The sequence below is a fragment of the Gemmobacter megaterium genome, from assembly GCF_900156815.1.
GTDB classification, from domain to species: domain Bacteria; phylum Pseudomonadota; class Alphaproteobacteria; order Rhodobacterales; family Rhodobacteraceae; genus Wagnerdoeblera; species Wagnerdoeblera megaterium.
Window position 1 is genome coordinate 33228 of record NZ_FTOT01000006.1, and the last position, 19960, is coordinate 53187.

A 19960-nucleotide genomic window follows, 5' to 3' on the forward strand; every position below is an offset into this window, starting at 1 on the left:
TGCCACTGCCTAGCCACAGCGTTGGACTTGGTGATCCGGGGCGGCAATGTGATGTTACGGACTGCCCAGACCAACCGGGTTTCCGACGACGACAAACGACAACCTTTCCGGATCGAATACGCGCCGGGCGGCTCTGTTGGCGTCTTCCAGCGTGACGGCTTCGATATAGGTGTTGCGTTTGGACGGATAATCGCGCGGATAGCCGCTCAGTTGCAGACCGACCAGCGCGCGCGCGATATTGGCATTGCCGTCCCAGCGCAACGGGTAGGCCCCGGTCAGATAGGTCTTGGCCGCCTCCAGTTCCTCTGGTGTGATTTCGGGAATGCGTGCCCATTCTGCGCGGATGACGTCGATGGTGTCCTTGACGGTCCCATTTGCGGTCTGAACCTGACCGGTGACAAGCGCCGCGTGATCCATGATGGACAAGCCCGCGCCTATCCCATACGTCAGACCCCGTTTTTCGCGGACCTCTGTCATCAATCTGGTCCCGAACCGTCCGCCACCCAGAATCTCCGACACGACAAAAGCCGGGAAGAAATCGGGATCGTCCTCGCGGAGTCCTTCGTGACCGAACAGGATTACGGATTGCGGGCTGGGAAAAGTCTCGACTATGACCTGCCCGTCCAACGCCACCGTGGCGGGCCCAGGCAAGGGCGCTCCGGTGGCGGGCAGATCGCCCAGCAACTTGTCCAGGATGGGTGCCAGATCCGCAGCCGAAATATCCCCCACCGCAGCAATGTAGGCACGATCCCTTGCCATTGTCGCCCTGTGGGCGGCACGAATGTCGTCCACGGTCAGCGCGCTGATGCTCTCGGGCGTGCCATCGGATGGCCGTGCATATACGTGGTCGCCAAAGCCCGCACGAGCAAATGCGATACCCGCCAGAACGGAAGGATCTTGCGCATCGGCGCGCAGACCCGCCAGCATTTGCCCGCGGACTCGTTCCACCGCATCGGCAGAGAAACTTGGATCCACCATCGCCAGTCGCAGCAGGTCAACCGCTTCGTCGCGGTTCTCGGACAGGAACCGGGCAGAAACGGAAAGCGAATCCGTCCTTGCCCCAAAGCGATAGCTGGCAGCCAGGGCATCGCGCGCGGCGGCGAAGCCCAACGCATCCAGGTTGCCGGCGCCTTCTTCCAGGAGCCCCGCCATAAGCGATACCGCGCCCTCTTTTCCCGGTACATCCAGCGAGGTACCGCCGCGAAAGCGAATTTCGAGCGCGACAAAGGGGATTTCCGGCGCTTCGACCAGCCAGGCCGTCAGCCCGCCATCGGTTGTTACTTCCTGCACGGCCACTTCGGCCGAGACGGGCATGGCGACAAGCGCAAACAGGGCAAAAAGACGTGCGATCATTGGTCAATGTCCTTGCGCAGCCAGCCAGTGGTCGATTGTTTACGGTCCAGAACCTTGCGGGCGGCTTCCATTACCTGATCCGGCGTGACGGATTGCAGAATCTCCGGCCATGCGATTTCGTCACCGACCGTCAATCCGCTTGTCAAAGCAGTCCCATAGCGCCGCGCTACGCCCATGGTGCTGTCCTGCGCATAGATCTGTTGCGCCTTGATGCGCGCCATGATGGTGGAAAAGTCGCCGGGGTTCACGCCAGTCGCAAGGAAATCTTCCAGAACCGCGTCAAGCGCGGTTTCCGCCTCGGCCAATGTGATGCCCGGCGCGGGAACGACGATCAAGGTCAGGGTAGAATGGTCATAGCCCGTCGGATCGTAGTAGGCATTCGTCTGAACCGCGAGTCTGCTATCGAATTGCAGCGCGCGACTGAGCGCCGAATTCGGCCCTGCTCCACCCAGAAGTTGCGCCAGAACCACCAATGCTGCGGGGTCTGCTTGTGACCCTGTCTGACGTGACGGCGCCAGATAGCTGCGCACCAGATAGGGCTGGCCGACCCGATCGTCCTGCATGACCACGCGCCGTTCCGCGATCTGCGGCGGCTCCGCCGGACGAACCCGGCCACCGATCCCGCCATGCGCCGGGATTGGGCCGTAATGCCGCTGCGCAAGCTCGCGCACCTCGTCTGGGGTGACGTCTCCGGCAACCACAAGGATGGCATTGTCCGGGGCATAATGCGCCTTGTAGAATTTCAACGCCGCGTCGCGGCTTAGCGCCTCGATCTCGTGCCGCCATCCAATTATGGGGCGCCCGTAGGGATGGTTGAGGTACATCGTGGCCTGCCGCTGTTCGCTGAACAGGCCACCCGGATCGCTTTCGACGCGGGTTGCCCGTTCTTCCAGTACCACATTCCGTTCGGTATCGACATCGCCTTGCGCCAGGGTCAGGTTGACCATCCGGTCCGCTTCCATCCCCATGACCATGTCCAGCCGATCCGCAGCAACACGCTGAAAATAGGCAGTGTAGTCCCACGCGGTAAAGGCATTGTCGCTGCCACCCTGCGCGGATACCCGCTGCGAGAATTCGCCAGGGGCCATGGTCTTGGTGCCCTTGAACATCAGGTGCTCAAGAAAATGCGCCAGGCCGGATTCACCGCTTGTTTCGTCAGCGGCACCGACGCGGTACCAGACCATGTGAACCACGACTGGTGCGCGGCGATCTTCGATCACCACCACCTGCAAGCCGTTGTCCAGGGCGAAGGCGCTGACCCGTTCGTCGGCAGCCGCAGAGAACGGTAACAGCAGGATCAGAAAGGTCAGCAAAAAACGCATCGGCAGCCTCCGCAGGTTCACTGCGCAAGCTATAGGTCCGCGACGCGCGGTCAAGTCAGCCGACAGGAATGTGATGCCCGCCTTAGCGGTCGTATACCGGCGGTGCGGAAGGTGTGCGTGCGCCCGCCCTGCGCCACCGCTCCAGCTCTGCATCCGAAGCTACGGCCTGATCGCCATAGACACGGTGATAGGTCGAACTGCCGAACAGCCGCTCCAGAAGGCGAGGTCCATTGCGGCTGCGGAATTCAGAATCTTCCGCGGCGAGCTGTTCCCGGATCGAGCCCGATACGCCATAGCGCCCGGTTGCAGATGCCAGAGCGGCATCGTTCCCGCCAGCACCCGGCCGGCCACCCAGCGCAATGACAGCGTCATCCAGCGGTGCGGGATCCACCAGATTCTTCGCCCCTGGTTCCGGTGGCGGCAACTGGCTGAAATCTTGCGGCATCTCCAACGGTTTCGTCGGCAGAATGGCGAACTCATCCGGCCCGTCGTGCGGAGAGCGCAGATTCATCAGCTTCTGATCAGATCCGCCACAGGCCGACAACAGCAGCCCGGTCGTCAGCGCCATCAGCACCACAGCCTTTCCTGCCGCCATCTCAGTCTCCTTCCGCGGGTCATGCCCCGTCTTAGCGCAATGCCGTTCCGTCGTCACGGGGTCTTTCCACGCTTCTGTGCGGGCCGACCCGAAAACAGGGCAAGTCCCAGCGCACCGGCAAAGATAGAGATATCGGCGACATTGAACGAGAACGGGTTGCTGAAACCGCAGCAGGACATGTTCAGGAAATCCGCAACTGCCCCGTACAGCAGCCGATCCAGAACATTCCCCAGCGCCCCGCCGATCATCAGCCCGGCAGAGACCTGAACGTACAGGCTATGCGCCTCCTTGCGTGACCACATCCAGACCCATGCCGAGATCGCCAGTGACACGGCAATCAGGATCCATTTCGTTGCGGCATCCTCGCCCGAAAACAGGCCAAAGTTCACGCCCTGATTCCAGGCCATCCGAAAATTCAGGAACGGCGGCCATACATCTATTGCCAGACGCCGGTGCAATTCCATCGCATGGATCACGGCGTATTTGCTGGCCTGATCCAGTAAGAACACACCCAAGGCCACCAGACCTGCCAGCCTCACCCTGCTTCCTTTCGCTCTGATCCAAGTATCCTTTGGGGGGGGCGGGGGCAAATGCCCCCGGCGCTCAATGCCGGAAATGCCGCATTCCGGTGAAGACCATCGCCAATCCGGCTTCGTCGGCGGCCGCGATCACTTCGGCGTCCCGCATCGAGCCGCCCGGTTGGATCACGGCGGTCGCGCCCGCCTCGGCAGCCGTCAGCAGGCCGTCCGCAAAGGGAAAGAACGCATCAGAGGCCACCACAGATCCCTTGGTCAGTGGTTGGGCCAGGCCCATTACCTCCGCCATGTCCTGCGCTTTGCGTGCGGCAATGCGGGTGCTGTCAACGCGGCTCATCTGTCCGGCACCCACACCCACAGTCGCCCCGTCCTTCACATAGACGATGGCATTCGACTTCACATGTTTGGCAACCTTCCAGGCGAACAGCAAATCTGCCATTTCCGCGTCGGTCGGCGCGCGCTTTGTCACCACCTTCAAGGCTGACAGGTCCAACTGGCCCGAATCACGGTCCTGTACCAAAAGGCCGCCAGCCACCTGACGAAACGCCAGGCCCTTGGCCCTGGGATCTGGCAGGCCGCCCGTCGTCAGCAGGCGCAGGTTCTTTTTCGCGGCGAACACGGCCTTTGCGGCCTCGTCCGCCTCGGGGGCAATCACGACCTCGGTAAAGATCTCGGAGATCCTTTCCGCAGTCGCACCGTCCAGGGTCCGGTTCAGCGCGATGATGCCGCCAAAGGCACTGGTGCGATCACAGTCAAAGGCGCGGGCATATGCGTCGGCCAGCGTCGCCCCTCTGGCAACGCCGCAGGGGTTGGCGTGTTTCACGATCACGCAGGCGGGTTCGTCGGTGCCAAGATCGGCGACCAGTTCGAAAGCCGCATCCGTATCGTTGATATTGTTGTAGCTCAGCTCCTTGCCCTGCCACTGCCTGGCAGTTGCAACACCTGGGCGGTTTGTTCCGTCGGTATAGAAGGCTGCCGATTGGTGCGGATTCTCGCCATAGCGCAAACCCTGCGCAAGCGTCCCGGCAAAGGCACGCCGCCGAGGGGCTTCTTCGCCAATGGCATCGGCCATCCAGCCGGAAACCGCCGCGTCATAGGCTGCTGTCCGTCCATAGGCGATCTGTGCCTGATGTTTGCGGAATGCCAGCGAGGCGGCACCGTCATTGCGCTTCATCTCGTCCAGAAGCGCGGCATAGTCCTCGGGGTCGGTGACGACCGTCACGAATTTGTGGTTCTTCGATGCGGCCCGGATCATGGCCGGTCCGCCGATGTCGATATTCTCGATGCAATCGTCATACGAGGCGCCGCGGGCCACGGTCGCCTCGAACGGGTAGAGGTTCACGACCAGCAGGTCGATCGGCTCTATCCCGTGCGCGGCCATGGCCACCAGATGTTCGTCATCGTCGCGCAGTGCCAGCAAACCGCCATGTACCATCGGATGCAGCGTCTTGACCCTGCCATCCATCATCTCGGGAAATCCGGTCACATCCGAAACGTCGCGCACCTTCAGGCCCGCCGCGCGCAGCGTAAGCGATGTGCCGCCGGTCGAGATCAGTTCAACTCCATATCCGGCCAGGGCGCGGGCAAACTCGATCAGCCCCTCCTTGTCGGACACCGAAATCAACGCACGGCCAATGGGAACAAGATCGGTCATCGTGGTGCCTTTCTGTCAGACGGGCGGCTCGTCCCGTTCGAGATCGCGGATGGCGAGCGGCGTATCCTGTGCCTTCGCCAAGGTCCAGCCCACCTCGGTCGCATAATCAAGAACTCGGGCAGAAAGGACGATCTGTTTTGTCGCACGCGGCTTAAGGCGGCCCTTTTCCAAGTATACCGACGGTTCAAGGGACAAGGTTGCCACGCCATCATGGCGAAACACCCATATTTCCCCCGAGCGCAGCCCAAGCGAGATTGCGGCACCGCCAAGGTCAATCTGGGCATCGACATCTGGGTGCAGATGGAACCGGATAGAGAACGCCACGCCCTGCAACTTGACAGAGGACATGACGGCATCGAACCGCCGCCGTTCTGCGCCCGTCAGCGCGCCCAGCGTATCCTGCCCCATCAGGGCGCGGCCATCGGGCGACAGTTCCAGCCCCCGCATGTGGCTAAGGCCATGGGTCGCGGCCCAGCCGGTATGCCCGATCAGCAGTGCCTGCCCTTCGGGCCCCTGGGTCATGCGCGCAGGTACGACATGCGCCCGATCTGTCAGACGCTCGCCCTGACCCAGCCGGCTGGACGAATATCCGTCGATGGCCAGGGTCGAATGGCTGGCCGTTGCCCGGCCCGCCCGCCGCCATTCGGCACCGAACGGTGCACCGGACCCGCATGACACGATCACCGGCCGTCGCCCTGACGTCATTTCGAATGCCAGCGTCGAGGCATGTGCGGCAACCGAGGCGCGGCCTTCGGGTGGGGCCTTGGCGTCGATGATCACCGTGGTCCGCCCCGAAGACAGGCGGGCAAAGCCCATGGCCAGGCCCCGGATCACCATCGGCTTGATTCCCGATTGCGCCAGTGCGTGATCCAGACGTCCCTCAAGGCCACGCCCACCGCCATGGAACCGCGCCAGCCCGCCATCCGAATGCCGCAACGCGCGCAGTGTGGGGGCAATTCGTGCGATGGCCGTCGTCAACTCGGCCGGGGGTGTGCGACCGGACTCTTGCAGCGTCTGGGAAGTCCAGTTGAGCAGGGTGAAGACCTCCAGAAGCTCTTCGGGATTGCGGGTCGGGATCCCGCCTTCGCCGTCGATTTCCGTGGCGCAATCGCGTGCCAGCGCGGCCAGCGCCGGGCCGGTCAACCGCTCCATCCCCGTTAGCGCAAGGCCGGAACAGACCAGCCCGGAAAGGGATTCGAACCGCGGAAGGCCGGGCCGCGCGGCTTTCCAGCGATAGGAAAGATAGACGGTCTGACGTGTCAGCGCGGCGAAAAAGGCATCGCTTTCAGGGCGTTCCTTGCCGGACAGCAGCATCAGCGCATGGTTGATCCAACGGATTACCCGTCGCCCCGTCAGATCAGGGGTCCAGCCCGTGCCCGTGCCGCGCCCATATGTGGCGATCCACTGGAACACCCAGTCCTGCGCGCGCGTACGAGCAGCCAGATCACCGGCTGCCGCCAGATCATCCAGCCAGGTGAAGCCATGAGCCGCCTCTGCAAAGCTGGGATCCGGTGGCATCGCCTCCCACAGGCTGCGCCCCTTTGCTTCAACAAGAACGCCGCCCAGAAGCAGGTTTCCGGCGGCAAGCTGGCGCCCCCTTGCCACCATGCCGATGCTGCGCGGCTCTGGCTGCGAAACAAAGGCCGCCGCCGGCCGGGCAAAGCCCGCGCGCCATGCCGCAAAGCGATCAGCCAAGCGCGGAGTGCGGTCGGGTTCAAGGGGCTGCGTTGTTGTTTCTGCCATGCTCCGGCGCCTGTTTCCGGGGGGGCCCGGCGCGAACCATAGCGACGGCGCGGCGCACTGTCACCCCGGCCTGCGCATTACGCGGATTTCCGCATCGCCCCGATGAAAAAGCCGTCCAGACCACCCCTCTCCGCCCAGTGGTCGGGCCGGATTCGCAGGCCACCGCCTTTGGCGTCCCAGTTCCCCGGCCAGCCTGCCACCGCCTTTTGGTCGCGGGCCATCTGCGGGTGTCGATCCAGTGCGGCGGCCATCTGGTTTTCGCCCTCGTCTGGCAATAGCGAGCAGGTACAGTACACCAGCCGCCCGCCCGGCCTCAGCAGCGCGATCGCGCGGTCGATCAGTGCGGATTGCAATGCGACAAGACCGGGCAGATCTGCGGGATCCTTCACGAACGGCAATTCCGGGTGCCGCCGGATCGTGCCGGTGGCGCTGCATGGCGCATCCAGCAGGATGGCGTCAAATCCGGTAGCCCCCTGCCATTCCAGCGCATCGGCCACCACCAACTCGGCCTGCAACCCGGTGCGGGCAAGGTTCTCGCGCACCCGTTCCATTCGCGCACCCGAAGCATCCAGCGCCACGACCCGCGCCCCCGCAGCGGCCAGTTGCAGTGTCTTGCCGCCCGGCGCGGCGCACATGTCGAGGACCGATTCGCCAGGCTGCACAGCCAGGACGCGGGCCGGAATGGCTGCGGCGGCGTCCTGCACCCACCACTCGCCGGTTTCGTAGCCGGGCAGGGCGGTGACCTGAACGCCCGGCGCCAGACGCAGGCTGCCACCGGGCAGAACTTCGGCGCCCAGCCTGTCGGCCCAGAGCGCGGTGTCTGCCGAATGCCTGACCGTCAGATCCAGCATCGGCCCGGCAAGATGCGCGGCCTCGATCGCCTTGACGGTGGCTTTTCCGAACCGTTGAACAAGCGGCCTGCGCAGCCAGACGGGCAAGCGCTGGGTTTCCAGCGTCACCGGCGCGGCTGAGATGCGTCGCAAGACGGCATTGACGAAGCCTGACGCCTGGGTCGATTTCGGATCGGAGCGCACCAAAGTCACCGCCTCGGATACAATGCCATGTGCATCCTGTGGCCGCTCGGCAAGTTCGGCGACGGCCAGCCGCAACACGGCCAGAACCAGGGGCGCCGGAGTGCGTCGGATGTGAGGTGCGATCGTGGCATCTGCCGGTTGGATGCGGCGCAGCGTGGCAAGTGTCAGGCGTTGCGCGCGTGCACGGTCGGGACCGTTCAGCCCGGCCAACGGGCCCGTTGGATCTGCAAGGATGTCCGATAGCAGACGGCCACTGCCGGTTGCTTCCAGCAGCAGGGCCACTGCCGCGCGCCGCGCTGCCAAACCTTCGGACACATCCACTTCCTTTCGTTCAGGTGCCTAAGCGGCTAGGGTCAAACGCCTGCCCAATACCGCGCCCGCCGCTTGTCTGGCGGATCAGACGGGATATAACCGTTAGACCTTCCGAAGGGAAAGCACATGTCTGACGAAGCTCTGCATCCCGATCTGCCCCCGGCTGCCTTGCGCGCGCTGGCCGAGGCCGAAGAACGCCGCCGCAAGGCGAGCGAGGTGGTCTTGCCGCCAGAGCTAGGGGGGCGTGATGGCCCCGAGCCGGTGCGCTATGGCGACTGGGAGAAAAAGGGGCTGGCGATTGATTTCTGACAGGAAATCCGGACGCCGCTACGCGCCCTGACGCAGGACCGGATCCTTGTCCGTCCTGCCCCTGCGTATCCCCGGCGCAGAGATCTGGGTGGTCTTGCCGCGCGTATCCGGGACGGTTTTTTCATGGCGCCATGAACGGGCCTTGCCATGGCGTGCCCGCAATATCAAAGGGGCACGGGAAATATCCCGCGCCCCTTTCGTCATATCTGCCCGACGGCTGGTCAGGCGTCGATGGTCTCGGCCGGAATCGCCTGCGCTTCGACACTGTTTCCGCGAACAATCTCGATGCGGCGAGGCTTCAGCGCCTCGGGGGTTTCGCGGACCAGATCAATGTGGAGCATGCCGTTTTCATGCGCGGCGCCCGAGACCTTCACATGGTCGGCCAGGGCAAAGCGGCGTTCGAATGCACGGGTGGCAATCCCGCGATGCAGATAGGTGCGATCCGTCGCCTCAGGCGCCTTGCGGGCGGCAACGTGAAGGGTGTTCTCCTTGACCTCGACCGAGAGTTCATCGGGGGCAAAGCCCGCCACCGCGATAGAAATCCGATAGGCATGATCGGCGGTTTTCTCGATGTTGTAAGGCGGGTAGGTGGTGGCGGTGTCGCCAACCATGGCCCTGTCCATCAGGTCGGCGATACGGTCAAAACCGACAGTGGCGCGATACAGCGGGGCAAGATCGAAATTGCGCATGGTCATCCTCTTTGAGCGATGTCAGATGCCTTCCCGTCGGGGCAAGGCAGGTTGACCGGGCCCGATACTGGCGCCCGGATACTGATGAATTGGGATGCCTTTGCGCCCGTTTCAAGAGGGAGAGCGGGTCCGCGCGATCAGGGCGCTGTGCAGGGTAGGGGGCGCAGCGATGACGCCTTGAGCGCGCGGGTCAGGGCCGTTGAACCGCAGCGCCCCGCCCCGCGCATCGGTCACGCAAGCGCCAGCGCGTTCCGCGATCAGACTTGCTGCGGCAATGTCCCATTCCCAGGCCGGGCGGAACGTGATCATCGCGTCGTGTCGGCCCTCGGCCACCAGACATATCCGATAGGCGAGCGACGGGCGGAAGCTGCGCTTGAGGTCCGGGATACCCCCTGGCCAGTGGCTGGCGGCCATGTTGGGCGCGGTGGTCAACACACGGGCACCATCGGGCTGCGCCGTGGTGCTGGCCTGTATCGGCGTGCCGTTGAACAGCGCAACTCCGTCGCTATGCGCCGAATAGAGCCTTTCCAGAGCCGGCAACCAGACCGCCCCCGCGATCATGCGCCCGCCTTCGGAAATTCCGGCCACGATCGAGAAAGTGTCCTCACCATTGATGAACCCCCGTGTTCCGTCGATCGGATCCACGATGAAGCAGCGGGGGGCTTTCAACCGCTCTGGCCCGTCGGTGCTTTCCTCGGAAAGCCAGCCATAATCGGGGCGCGCGTCACGCAATAGCCGGTGCAACCGCTCATTCACGGCCAGATCCGCCTCGGACACCGGGCCGCCGTTGTCGGGTTTGTCCCAGTGCGCAGGTTTGCGCCGCCAAAAGCGCATGGCGATCTCGCCTGCCTCCTGCACCGCGGCGCAAAGCAGTGCCAGATCAACGTCAGGCGCCCGCAAGCGTCATTCCTTCGACCAGCAGGCTGGGAACCACGGTGGACAGATGTGGGCGGGCGTCATTCGCAGGTATGATCCGGCGCAGCATCTCGCGCAGATTTCCGGCGATGGTGCATTCGTTGACCGCATAGGCGATCTGACCATTTTCCACCCAGAAGCCGGTAGCGCCGCGCGAATAGTCGCCGGTGTTCGGGTTGATCGTCGCCCCGATCATCGACGTTACCAACAGACCGCGCCCCATATCCCGGATCAGGTCGTCGCGGCTGGCCTGGCCTTGGGTCAGCGCGACATTGCCGGGGCTTGGTGCTGGCGGACCGCCGGTTCCGCGGGCGGCGCTGGCCGTGCTGTGCAGGCCGAGTTTGCGCGCAGTGGCAAGATCCAGCACCCAGCTTTGCAGGATACCGCCCTGAACCAGTGCCCGGCGCATCGTGGCCAGCCCCTCGCCATCGAACGGGCGTGAACCGGCAACACGCGGGCGATGGGGATCCTCGATCAGGTCGATACCATCCGGCAGTACCGGCTGGCCCATCGCGTCGCGCAGGAAACTGGCGCCGCGGGCAATCGCAGTGCCGTTGATCGCATTCAGAAGATGCCCGATCAGCGAGCTTGCGATCCGTTCGTCAAAAAGGACGGAGTAACTGCCGGTTGGCGGTTTGCGCGCACCAGCGCGGTCCAGCGTTCGCCGTGCCGCCAGCAAGCCCACACTTTCTGGAGTCGGTAGATCGGCTGCCCAGGCGCGCGATTCACCGGCATAGTCCCGTTCCATCGCGCCACCCTTGCCGGTGATCGCAACGCAGGAAATGGCGCGACCGGTGCGACCATAGCCGCCGGAAAAGCCATTGCTTGCCGCCATGTGGAACGCGCGGCGCGAGTAGCTGGCCGAGGCGCTGTCCACCTGGCTGATGCCAGTCTGCGACAGGGCTGCCGCCTCTGCGCGCAATGCGTCGTCCTGCAAGGCCGCTGCGGTCGGCTCTGGCGCCGGATCCAGCATTTCCAGCGCCGCAAGATCCCATCCCCGCGCCAGTTGATCCGGATCTGCCAGGCCAGCGGTCGGGTCTTCGGGCGCCTCCCGTGCCATGGCGACGGCCCGTTCGGCCAGCCCGGCGATCACGGCTTCCGAAATGTCAGAGGCCGAGACACAGGCCTGCCGGCGTCCGATCAAGACACGCAGGCCGATGTCCACGCCTTCGGCGCGTTCGGCCTGTTCCAGTTTGCCGCCCCGAACATCAATGGATACCGACTGCCCGGCAACCGCCACGGCATCGGCGGTATCCGCGCCAGCCTTGCGGGCCGCGTCCAGCATCTGTTGGGTCAGCCGTTCAAGAACAGCGGGGTTCAGGGCGGTATCGCGCGTGTCGGGCAAGGGCGGGCCTTTCCTGATGGGTCGCGCCCTGAGGTAGCGCGCCGCCCCCCTGCTGTCCAGCGGCGTTACTGGATCCGCTGGCCGTTCGCGAGGATCTGGCCCTCTGGCGTCATCTCGATCTTCGAGGTCAGCGTGTCTGGCCCCTCGCCCGGTCGGGTGAACAGTGCCAGCATCATCCGAAAGCCCATCAACTGATCCTGTGGTACCAGCCCCAATGCGAGCAGATTGTCCAGCAGGGCATTCCCACCTGTCAGCGTCAGCTCTGCTGTGCCGGCGGGGCGGGGTATGCCGGGAAAGGTCTGCATGTCGGAGTTGTCAAAGATAAAGGCACCCTGGCCGGTCAGTTCCGCGCCCGCCGCCTTTGCCTGCAATCTGTTGATCGTCAGCGCATCGAACTGACCGATGGTGGCACCGGGTTCCTGTGCGGCCTGACTGGTCAGATCCTCGAACAAGGTGGCCTTGCCGGTTGCATCAACCTCCACCGTGGCAGGGTCGCGCGACAGTCGGCCCTGAGGGTCGATCATCGCCCAGACGCCTTCGGGCAGTGTCAGATCGGCCAGTCGCAGCAGAAGGCCGAAATCCGAGGGTATTTCCGATTTTGTCAGCGGCAGGGTCAGGCCCAGCCTGTATTCGCTGGCCGTCACGCGGAAATCCGGAAAGGGAATCGCGCTGCCCGAGGCGGTGATATCCAGCCCGGTTGCCCCGGCAGAATAGCGCAGGCCCGCCGGGTCCATTCCGATGTCCACCTGTGCGCTGCTGGCTGTGCCTTGCGCCTTGGCGGTATTGCCGTCTTCCTCGATCGAAAAGTCGAAGGTCATCGGCCCGATGATGTACCCCCCGTTTCCGCGAAGCCCTGCGTTCAGCAAGACGGGCAGCTCGGCCCCCTGCGGCATGGATTGGGGCAAGGTGCCGGCAAAGTTCCCCGACAGCGACTGCGCGCGCGCCTCCATGCGCATGGTGCCGCCGGTTTCCGGGTTCGTGGCATCGACGCCGATGTCCAGCGTTTCGGCGGTCAGGTCATAGGTGATATCGGTGGCCGCGCTACGGTCCAGTGTGGTGCTGCCCCTGAGACCGCCCAGAATGGCGGACATCGTCATGGGAACCTCCTTGCCATCGACCTTGGGCGCGATCTGCGACATGGTCAAAGAGGTTGCGGTGAAGTCCACCTTGGGGCTTTCGGGCGTGCCTGAAACCACGGCGACATAGCCCTCCTGATCCAGGCGCATCGCCATGTCGACGGGGTCGGCATCGGGTTCCTTGACCTGCATGGTCAATTCGATCGACGGCGACATGGTCACCTCAACCGTTCCATCGCCGCGGTCGCGCATGAGGATCTCTGCGATGGGCAAGCGCAAGGTGGCAATGTCGGTGGTGGTGCCGGCCAGCACTTGTTCAAGCACCAGCCTGTCGCCGTCGCGCCGCTGGGTTTCGGCGGTCAGGCTGTAGCCCATGTTGGCAGACAGATCCTGCCACATGGTCCACACCTGTTCGGCAGAGATCTGGGCATGGCCAGGCAATGCGCCTGCCAGAACAACAATCCCGGACAATCGGATCTGACGCAGCATCGACATCTGTGGGCCTTTCGGTGAAATGCACTTTGTCCCAAGCATCCCAGCGGGCGCGGGGGCGGTCAAGCGGGTTGCAGGTCACATCGGCGGAACCTAACCTGTCGGTCACTGACACAGGGGCAGGAGTGCGGGCGGAATGACGGATCTGACAGGCAAGCTGGTGGCGATCACAGGCGCGGCGCGTGGCATCGGGGCTGCGGCGGCGCGGGCTTTTGTTGCCAAGGGCGCAAGGGTTGCGCTGATTTCGCGCGACGAAGCCCGGTTGAAGGTTCAGGCTGCGGAGCTTGGCCGTGCTGCGCTGGCCGTGCCATGTGACGTCGCGGATGCGGCGGCATTGAAAGCGGCGCTGACCCAGGCAGAGGAGGCCATGGGCCCGCTGGAGGTTCTGATCAACAATGCCGGGGTGATCGACCCGATCGCCCATATTGCCGATGCCGACCCAAAGGCATTTGCCCGTGCCGTCGCCGTAAACCTGAACGGCGTGTTCAACGGAATGCACGCGGCGCTTCCTGGCATGATCGAACGCGGACGTGGAACCATCCTGACCATCGGATCTGGCGCGGCGCACAACCCTCAAGAGGGCTGGGCGGCCTATTGTTCGTCGAAGGCGGGCGCATTCATGCTGACCCGAGCCGCCCATCTCGAAGCAGGCGCAGCGGGGGTGCGGGTGATTTCGCTGTCTCCGGGCACGGTCGCGACGGATATGCAGGCCGCGATCAGGACGAGCGGCGTGAACCCCGTCAGCCAACTGGACTGGTCTGTGCATATCCCGCCGGAATGGCCGGCGCAGGCTCTGGTCTGGATGTGCGGCCCTGGTGGCGATGCCTATCTGGGGCAAGAGGTGTCTTTGCGCGACGAAGACGTGCGGCGTGCCGTGGGGGTCATCCAGTGATCCGGCTGGAGGTGGATGGCGCGTTGTGGACGGCGGTGATCGACCGCCCGGACAAGGCCAATTCGGTGACGGCGCAGATGCTGGCCGATTTGCGCGACATTGCGAGGCGGGCACCATCAGACGGCGCAGCGGTTCTGGTTCTGACCGGGACCGGCAAGGTGTTTTCCGCCGGCGCCGATCTGGAGGCGGCGCGCGCGGGTCTTGCGACATCGGATCTTTGGGAAGAGCTTTCAACGGCCATCGCGGCGTTTCCCGGCCTGACGATCGCCGCGCTGAACGGAACGATTGCAGGTGGTGCGATGGGCATGGCGCTGGCCTGTGACCTGCGGCTGGGCGTTCCCGGCATGAAGGTATTCTATCCTGTCATGCGGCTTGGCTACCTGCCGCAACCGTCCGATCCGGCACGGCTGGCGGCACTGGTCGGTCCGGCACGCGCAAAGATGATCCTGATGGGAGGACAGAAGATCGAGGCGGAGGAGGCATTGGCATGGGGGCTGCTGGACCGTCTGGTCCCGCCCGAGACTCTGATTGAGGCCGCACATTCGCTTGCCGCCGATGTGCTGGCCGCAAAATCCGGCCATGCGGCAGCGATCAAGCGTATGATTCCCGGCTGAGGTCCGTTGCCTTTCCGGGGTGCGGGGACTATGCACCGCCCGTTTGTCCTGGCCCGACCGCAAGGACCGGGGTGCGCCCCGGATCCCCGCAGGATATCGGGATCAGCGCGACAGGCAGATGGGTGCAAGGAGACGGGCGATGGTGTCGGATGAACGGTTGATCGTGGCACTGGACGTGCCGAATGCGCTGGCGGGGCTTGAACTGGCCGGTCGCATCGGGGACGCCGCCGCGTTCTACAAGATCGGGCTGGGGATGCTGACGGGCGGTGGCCTTGCCCTGGCCAACGAGTTGAAGCAGGAGCACGGCAAGCGGGTGTTTCTGGACATGAAGCTGTTCGACATCGGTGCCACGGTCGAGGCGGCGGTGCGCGGCCTGGCCCAGTATGATCTGGATTTCCTGACCGTGCATGGCGATCCGCAGGTGGTTCGGGCGGCGGTGGAAGGCAAGCGCGGAAAGGACATGAAAATCCTTGCGGTCACGGTACTGACCTCGTTGGACAGGGCCGATCTTGATGCCAACATGATCCGGTCGGGCGATCTGCGGGAAATCACGATCGAGCGCGCGGCACGGGCGTTCGAGGCAGGGGCGGATGGGGTGATCACCAGCCCGCAAGAGGCGGCGGCCATCCGTGCGCTGCCCCAGGCCGCGGGGCGGCTGATCGTGACGCCGGGGGTCCGCCCGGCGGGGGCCGAACTCGGGGATCAAAAGCGTATCGCCACCCCGGCGCAGGCCGTGGCAGATGGCGCGGATCATATCGTAGTGGGTCGTCCGGTATGGCGATCCGAAGATCCAAGGGCGGCGGTTCAGGCGATCAACGCCGAATTGGCAAGCCCCCAGGCGCAAAGACCCAACCGCTGAGATCATGCGCCGAGGCCGACCGTCGCCCCAGGGTGCTGCCATATGTGATCACATGGCGGCAACGGGGGGATCAGCGACAGGTGTTCAAGGCGTAGACGGTCTTGCTGTCTTGCTTGAGCAGATAGCCCTGTGCGGTGTCCGACTGCACCCCGCACCACAGGCGCCCCTGTTCGTCTTCGGAACAGAAAGTGATGGCCAGGCAGGCGCCCGCCTCTGCCCGGCCTATGACGGCAGAGCCGCTGGTGGTGCCTTGGTCACGCAGGTTCATGCGGGTCAGAACCTGCAACTGCCCGCCTTCGGGGGGGCCGAGATCTGATTGCTCGGCGCAGGTTCCCTCGCGTCCCGCGTAGGAGAGGCAGTCGCCTTGTGGGGCTGCGCCCGCCAATGGGGCATCGGCCGCAGCTTCGTCCTCAAGATCGAGCGGTTCGGCGGTTTCACCCGTCATCAGACCTGTCATCGGATCGGCGATCCCGATAGGGCCGGATTTGTGTTCCAGCCGCAGGACACCGCCACCGCGCAGGCGCCCGGTAAAGACGCCATCGGCCTGCCGCGTGACATTGCCGACCAGATCCACCCCGTCGAGTGTTGAGTACAGCACAACGACGGCGCCTTCCTCGTTCAGCGCGTAGCCGGTGATCCTGCCGATGTCGGCGCCGCATTCTGCGTCGCCCCGGTCCACAAAGAAGATGCCGTCATCCACCGCCTCGGGCAGAAAGGATACATCGCAGCCACCGGATTCGGCGATCAGCGACCAGACGCCGGTTTCTGCCTGCGCCAGGGTTGCTGGCAGAAGGGCGAGCAGGGCGAGTGCTTTCAGGCGCATGATATCCCCCGGATCAAGGCTGCGCGAATGGCGGGTCGGCGGCAGTCTTGCGGTCAGAACGGCTGTGGTCAAGCCGGGCCGTCCTCAGTTGTCGTTGATGTCGTGGCGGATGATCTTCACATCCCCGGCACGGCGTCCCAGGATGCGGCGCATCGTGGCCCAGGCGATCAACGATAGGGCGGCGAAAATCACCAGTGCCAGGGGCAGATTGCCGGGGATCCCCACGGCGACCAGTCCGCCGGTCAGCACTGCACCAACGGCGAACCCCAGGAAGATGTAGCCCGGCGCCAGCAGTTCCAGCACGCCCAGTGCGATCCCGCCCGCAATCCAGATCCACCAGGTTGCCCACATCTCAGCGCCCTTTCAGCAGTTTGAAGGCATCGCCAAAGGCCGCGACGGCATCGGCGGGAAGGATGATGGTCTGCTTGCCTTCGCCTTGGGCAATCTTTGACAGGGATTCGACCTGTTTCAGCGCCACCTGATACTGTGCGGCCTCGATTCCATGCTCGCGGATCGCTTCGGCGACAACCTTGGTGGCGTAGGCTTCGGCATCGGCCTGGATGCGCCGTGCCTCGGCAACCTGCTTGGCGGCATACAGTTCGGCATCCGCCGAAAGCTCTACCGCGCGTTTCTTGCCTTCGGCTTCCGTGACCTGCGCACGGCGCGCGCGTTCCGCATTCAACTGTTGCAGCATTGCGGCGCGGGTGGCCTCGTCCAGATTGACGTCCAGGATCTCGGCGCGCGTCACCTCGATGCCCCAGTCGTCCACGACATTTGCCAGGCTTTCGCTGATCCGGGCAATCACACGCGAACGGTTCGACTGCACCTCGTCAAGTTCCATCGTACCGATCTCTGCCCGGACGATGCCCGCGACGGTGGCGGCAATGGCTGCATCGACATCCCGGATCCGGTAGACCGTCTTTTCCGGCTCGATGATGCGGTAGAATACCGAGGTTTCGACCTGGACCAGCACGTTATCAGCGGTGATCGCATCCTGACGGCTGGTCGGAAGCTGGCGTTCCAGCACCGAGATTCTGTGGGCCACCGTATCAAAGAACGGTACGATCAGGTTAAGGCCCGGACCCAGCACCGATTGCAGGCGGCCAAAGCGTTCGACGACGTACTTTTCCGATTGCGGGACAATGCGTACGGCCAGAAAGACTGTAACGATCAAGAGCAGTGCAATCGCCAGATAGACGATGTTTGCACCAATGAACCCTTCGAAATCCAAATGACCCTCCTGCGTCTGCGCGCTGCATGGTGACATCAGCGCGCGCGGATGCAAGGGGTCAGCGCATCTCGGGGTTCAGCCGGATCAGGCCGATCGTCAGCGATGCCGCAACCGTGACCCAGCCCAGATAGGGGAGCAGCAAGGCGCCTGCCAGGCGGTCGAGGCGCCAGAATGCCACGATCATGGCGGCGATGACGACCCAGAGTATCCCGATGATGATCAGCCCCGGAACCATCCGGTTCAGGCCAAAGAACACCGGCGTCCAGAGTGTGTTCAGCGCGATCTGCAAGGCCCAGAGCGCCATGGCGTACTGCGCGCCCTGCATGGGGGCGACGCGCGCGGCGGCCACGGACATCAACACATAGAGCGTGGTCCAGACGATGGGAAAGGCGATTGATGGGGGGGTGAACCACGGCTTTGTCAGCGCGGCGTACCATTCGCCGGGGGGGAAAAGTGTCCCGGTTGCAGCGGCGGCCCCTGTGGCGGCAAGGAAGATGAGAAAGAGTGCAAAGTCCATGGCGGTCCCCCGGCGCGTTGACGATCATTACGGACCAACGCCGCAGACGGATTAACGGTGCCGCCTGAGATAGACATAAAATGCACCGGCTCCGCCATGTTTCAGATGTGCCTCTGCGATCTGAAGCACGACCGGCCCAAGGGGCGGAAGGCGTAGCCAGTGTGGCAACTGATGGCGCAGGGCGCCGGTGCGTGTGGGAATGGGGCCGCCGTTGTCGCGGTCCTTGCCCTTGCCAGTGATCACAAGCACCAGGCGCATTCCAGCCGCATGGGCGTTCAGCACGAAGTGTATCAGCTCGGGGTGCGCTTCGGCCAGTGTCAGCCCGTGCAGGTCAAGGCGGGCCTCGGGCATCAGTTTGCCACGCCGCATCGCCTTGTGCACACCCGCGTCCATGCGCAGCGGGCTGGTCGCCAGTTGCTGCGCAATCGTGGGTGACAGATCGTGGCGCGCGGGCAATTGCGGCGCCCTGTTGCCAATGCGGAACTCGGGTAGGCCTGCCGGGGGCTTGGCAGGTTTGGGCGGCGGCTTCTGCGCGGCAGGTTCGACGTCGGGCTGCTTGGGACGCGCGGGATGCATCGCGCGCGCGGTGCGGGCGACCAGTTCCCAGATTTCCTCCTCGTCGGGGCGCAGGCTGCGGCGGCGGGCCATCGTCAGTCCCCGGCCTGCGCAAACGCCAGATCAAGGGGGAGCAACACGACCATGCGGCCGCTGTCCTTGATCCGCCCGGCCTCGTCCCCGGCAGCCGGACCGCTGCCGTAGAAGATATCGGCGCGCTGGGCGCCCTTGATGGCCGTTCCGGTATCTTGTGCCACCATCAGACGGTGCAGCGGGTTTTGCCCGGATTTCTCTATCCAGACCGGCGCCCCGAGCGGCACATGGGCGGGATCCACCGCCAGAGACCGCATTGCCGTCACGCTGCGCCCCATTGCTCCCACAGGGCCTTGATCCGGTGCCAGATCGGCCATCTTGCGAAAAAAGACAAAGGAGGGATTGTGTCGCAGCAACTGCGCCCCGGCAGAGGGATTGCGCCGGACCCATGCCTTGATGCCCTGCGCCGACACCGCATGTTGCGCCATCGCACCCCGGCGGACCAGTTCGGCTCCGATGGAGCGGTAGGGATGGTTGTTCTTGGCGGCAAAGCCAAGCCGCATCACGCGCCCATCCTGCAGGCGGATGCGGCCCGAGCCCTGAACCTGCAAGAAGAACGCCTCAACCGGATCCTCCAGCCAGGCAAGCTCCAGCCCCCGACCGCGCAACAGGCCGCGACTCTCGATCGCGTCCCGACTGTGCCAGATGCCTTTGCCGTCGAACTCTGGCGGCCGGGCATAGACCGGATGGGCAAAGCGGGGAGTCCGCACCGCAGAGCCCGGCAGCTCTGGTTCGTAATAGCCGGTGAACAGGGCTGGCGGCTGGCCAATCAACACAGGCTGAAAGAACATCTCGAAAAAGGCCCGCGCATTCGTGACATCGGCCGCCAGACGGCACAGCGGCTCCCAGTCGGGCGCCGGAATCAGGTCGCAGGTCTGGCGGAATGTGGCAAGGGCGGCTGCATGGTCATCCGTCGCCCAGCCGGTCAGATCCGCGAAACGCATGGGCTGTGCGCCGGCGGCGCTCACTGTCAGCCCCAGCGCGAGGACCAGGGCGCGCAG

21 protein-coding genes are annotated in these 19960 nt (G+C 64.4%); 4 read left to right on the forward strand and 17 right to left on the reverse strand.

Translation table 11 applies throughout. The features are described from left to right. Window positions 1-54 precede the first annotated feature (54 nt). The 7 genes from BW970_RS13995 to BW970_RS14025 form a co-directional block, all read right to left on the reverse strand. Window positions 55-1353 carry a M16 family metallopeptidase gene (locus tag BW970_RS13995; RefSeq protein WP_076532443.1) on the reverse strand — a complete coding sequence of 433 codons (1299 nt, stop codon included), beginning with the start codon at window positions 1351-1353 and terminating at the stop codon, window positions 55-57. Then, a complete protein-coding gene (locus BW970_RS14000) occupies window positions 1350-2675 on the reverse strand; it encodes a M16 family metallopeptidase (protein ID WP_229740527.1) in 1326 nt (441 codons plus the stop codon). The genes BW970_RS13995 and BW970_RS14000 overlap by 4 nt, the downstream gene beginning before the upstream one ends. Before the next feature lie 82 nt (window positions 2676-2757). Beyond that, on the reverse strand, window positions 2758-3270 hold the full coding sequence (locus tag BW970_RS14005; RefSeq protein ID WP_076532447.1) for a DUF3035 domain-containing protein: 513 nt from the start codon (window positions 3268-3270) through the stop codon (window positions 2758-2760). 53 nt (window positions 3271-3323) lie between these two features. Continuing rightward, on the reverse strand, window positions 3324-3809 hold the full coding sequence (gene lspA, locus BW970_RS14010; RefSeq protein WP_076532449.1) for a signal peptidase II: 486 nt from the start codon (window positions 3807-3809) through the stop codon (window positions 3324-3326). Window positions 3810-3873: 64 nt separating this feature from the next. Further along, a complete protein-coding gene (gene purH, locus BW970_RS14015) occupies window positions 3874-5460 on the reverse strand; it encodes a bifunctional phosphoribosylaminoimidazolecarboxamide formyltransferase/IMP cyclohydrolase (protein WP_076532451.1) in 1587 nt (528 codons plus the stop codon). A gap of 15 nt (window positions 5461-5475) precedes the next feature. Next, window positions 5476-7203: a heparinase II/III family protein gene (locus tag BW970_RS14020; RefSeq protein WP_076532453.1), complete on the reverse strand. Its 1728-nt coding sequence runs from the start codon at window positions 7201-7203 to the stop codon at window positions 5476-5478. 77 nt (window positions 7204-7280) lie between these two features. After that, entirely contained in the window at window positions 7281-8552 is a 1272-nt protein-coding gene (locus BW970_RS14025; RefSeq protein ID WP_268235103.1) for an RsmB/NOP family class I SAM-dependent RNA methyltransferase, read from the reverse strand. 123 nt (window positions 8553-8675) lie between these two features. On the opposite strand from BW970_RS14025, the gene BW970_RS14030 reads away from it, so the two are divergent. Further along, window positions 8676-8858, forward strand: coding sequence for a DUF1674 domain-containing protein (locus BW970_RS14030; RefSeq protein WP_076532454.1), 183 nt, complete (start codon window positions 8676-8678; stop codon window positions 8856-8858). Between the two features lie 221 nt (window positions 8859-9079). Here BW970_RS14030 and BW970_RS14035 read toward each other — a convergent pair whose 3' ends face one another. The 4 genes from BW970_RS14035 to BW970_RS14050 all read right to left on the reverse strand — a co-directional run bounded on the left by BW970_RS14035 (window position 9080) and on the right by BW970_RS14050 (window position 13372). Further along, on the reverse strand, window positions 9080-9547 hold the full coding sequence (locus tag BW970_RS14035; protein WP_076532456.1) for an Hsp20 family protein: 468 nt from the start codon (window positions 9545-9547) through the stop codon (window positions 9080-9082). A 111-nt stretch (window positions 9548-9658) separates the two neighbouring features. Continuing rightward, window positions 9659-10447 (reverse strand): 3'(2'),5'-bisphosphate nucleotidase CysQ, encoded by a 789-nt coding sequence (locus BW970_RS14040; protein ID WP_076532458.1) that lies wholly within the window; start codon window positions 10445-10447, stop codon window positions 9659-9661. Continuing rightward, entirely contained in the window at window positions 10434-11747 is a 1314-nt protein-coding gene (locus BW970_RS14045; RefSeq protein WP_076532929.1) for a TldD/PmbA family protein, read from the reverse strand. Before BW970_RS14045 ends, BW970_RS14040 begins: the two co-directional genes overlap by 14 nt. A 125-nt stretch (window positions 11748-11872) precedes the next feature. Then, on the reverse strand, window positions 11873-13372 hold the full coding sequence (locus BW970_RS14050; protein WP_159441444.1) for a DUF2125 domain-containing protein: 1500 nt from the start codon (window positions 13370-13372) through the stop codon (window positions 11873-11875). A 139-nt stretch (window positions 13373-13511) separates the two neighbouring features. On the opposite strand from BW970_RS14050, the gene BW970_RS14055 reads away from it, so the two are divergent. From BW970_RS14055 to pyrF, 3 genes are all read left to right on the forward strand, one after another. Next, on the forward strand, window positions 13512-14267 hold the full coding sequence (locus BW970_RS14055; RefSeq protein WP_076532462.1) for an SDR family oxidoreductase: 756 nt from the start codon (window positions 13512-13514) through the stop codon (window positions 14265-14267). Next, entirely contained in the window at window positions 14264-14881 is a 618-nt protein-coding gene (locus BW970_RS14060) for an enoyl-CoA hydratase/isomerase family protein (RefSeq protein WP_076532464.1), read from the forward strand. Before BW970_RS14055 ends, BW970_RS14060 begins: the two co-directional genes overlap by 4 nt. A gap of 142 nt (window positions 14882-15023) precedes the next feature. After that, complete coding sequence (pyrF, locus tag BW970_RS14065; RefSeq protein ID WP_076532932.1) at window positions 15024-15740, forward strand: orotidine-5'-phosphate decarboxylase; 717 nt, start codon at window positions 15024-15026, stop codon at window positions 15738-15740. Window positions 15741-15810: 70 nt separating this feature from the next. On the opposite strand, the gene BW970_RS14070 is transcribed toward pyrF, so the two are convergent. From BW970_RS14070 to mltA, 6 genes are read right to left on the reverse strand one after another with little or no spacing between them, the layout of a single operon-like run. Continuing rightward, window positions 15811-16635, reverse strand: coding sequence for a hypothetical protein (locus tag BW970_RS14070; protein ID WP_076532466.1), 825 nt, complete (start codon window positions 16633-16635; stop codon window positions 15811-15813). A gap of 12 nt (window positions 16636-16647) precedes the next feature. Next, window positions 16648-16914, reverse strand: coding sequence for an NfeD family protein (locus tag BW970_RS14075; RefSeq protein ID WP_076532468.1), 267 nt, complete (start codon window positions 16912-16914; stop codon window positions 16648-16650). A gap of 1 nt (window position 16915) precedes the next feature. Beyond that, a complete protein-coding gene (locus BW970_RS14080) occupies window positions 16916-17794 on the reverse strand; it encodes an SPFH domain-containing protein (protein ID WP_144038960.1) in 879 nt (292 codons plus the stop codon). A 58-nt stretch (window positions 17795-17852) separates the two neighbouring features. After that, window positions 17853-18311 carry a tryptophan-rich sensory protein TspO gene (gene tspO / locus BW970_RS14085; RefSeq protein ID WP_076532470.1) on the reverse strand — a complete coding sequence of 153 codons (459 nt, stop codon included), beginning with the start codon at window positions 18309-18311 and terminating at the stop codon, window positions 17853-17855. A gap of 51 nt (window positions 18312-18362) precedes the next feature. Next, entirely contained in the window at window positions 18363-18959 is a 597-nt protein-coding gene (locus tag BW970_RS14090) for a Smr/MutS family protein (RefSeq protein ID WP_076532472.1), read from the reverse strand. 2 nt (window positions 18960-18961) lie between these two features. After that, the gene (gene mltA / locus BW970_RS14095; RefSeq protein WP_076532937.1) at window positions 18962-19960 is read right to left on the reverse strand and encodes a murein transglycosylase A; all 999 of its coding nucleotides are present in this window, start codon (window positions 19958-19960) and stop codon (window positions 18962-18964) included.

Coding starts and splice junctions, on each gene's coding strand:
- BW970_RS13995 (WP_076532443.1), bottom strand. CDS start 1,353: ATGATCGCACGTCTTTTTGCCCTGTTTGCGCTTGTCGCCATGCCCGTC.
- BW970_RS14000 (WP_229740527.1), bottom strand. CDS start 2,675: ATGCGTTTTTTGCTGACCTTTCTGATCCTGCTGTTACCGTTCTCTGCG.
- BW970_RS14005 (WP_076532447.1), bottom strand. CDS start 3,270: ATGGCGGCAGGAAAGGCTGTGGTGCTGATGGCGCTGACGACCGGGCTG.
- purH (WP_076532451.1), bottom strand. CDS start 5,460: ATGACCGATCTTGTTCCCATTGGCCGTGCGTTGATTTCGGTGTCCGAC.
- BW970_RS14020 (WP_076532453.1), bottom strand. CDS start 7,203: ATGGCAGAAACAACAACGCAGCCCCTTGAACCCGACCGCACTCCGCGC.
- BW970_RS14030 (WP_076532454.1), top strand. CDS start 8,676: ATGTCTGACGAAGCTCTGCATCCCGATCTGCCCCCGGCTGCCTTGCGC.
- BW970_RS14035 (WP_076532456.1), bottom strand. CDS start 9,547: ATGCGCAATTTCGATCTTGCCCCGCTGTATCGCGCCACTGTCGGTTTT.
- BW970_RS14045 (WP_076532929.1), bottom strand. CDS start 11,747: ATGCTGGACGCGGCCCGCAAGGCTGGCGCGGATACCGCCGATGCCGTG.
- BW970_RS14050 (WP_159441444.1), bottom strand. CDS start 13,372: ATGCTGCGTCAGATCCGATTGTCCGGGATTGTTGTTCTGGCAGGCGCA.
- BW970_RS14055 (WP_076532462.1), top strand. CDS start 13,512: ATGACGGATCTGACAGGCAAGCTGGTGGCGATCACAGGCGCGGCGCGT.
- BW970_RS14075 (WP_076532468.1), bottom strand. CDS start 16,914: ATGTGGGCAACCTGGTGGATCTGGATTGCGGGCGGGATCGCACTGGGC.
- tspO (WP_076532470.1), bottom strand. CDS start 18,311: ATGGACTTTGCACTCTTTCTCATCTTCCTTGCCGCCACAGGGGCCGCC.
- BW970_RS14090 (WP_076532472.1), bottom strand. CDS start 18,959: ATGGCCCGCCGCCGCAGCCTGCGCCCCGACGAGGAGGAAATCTGGGAA.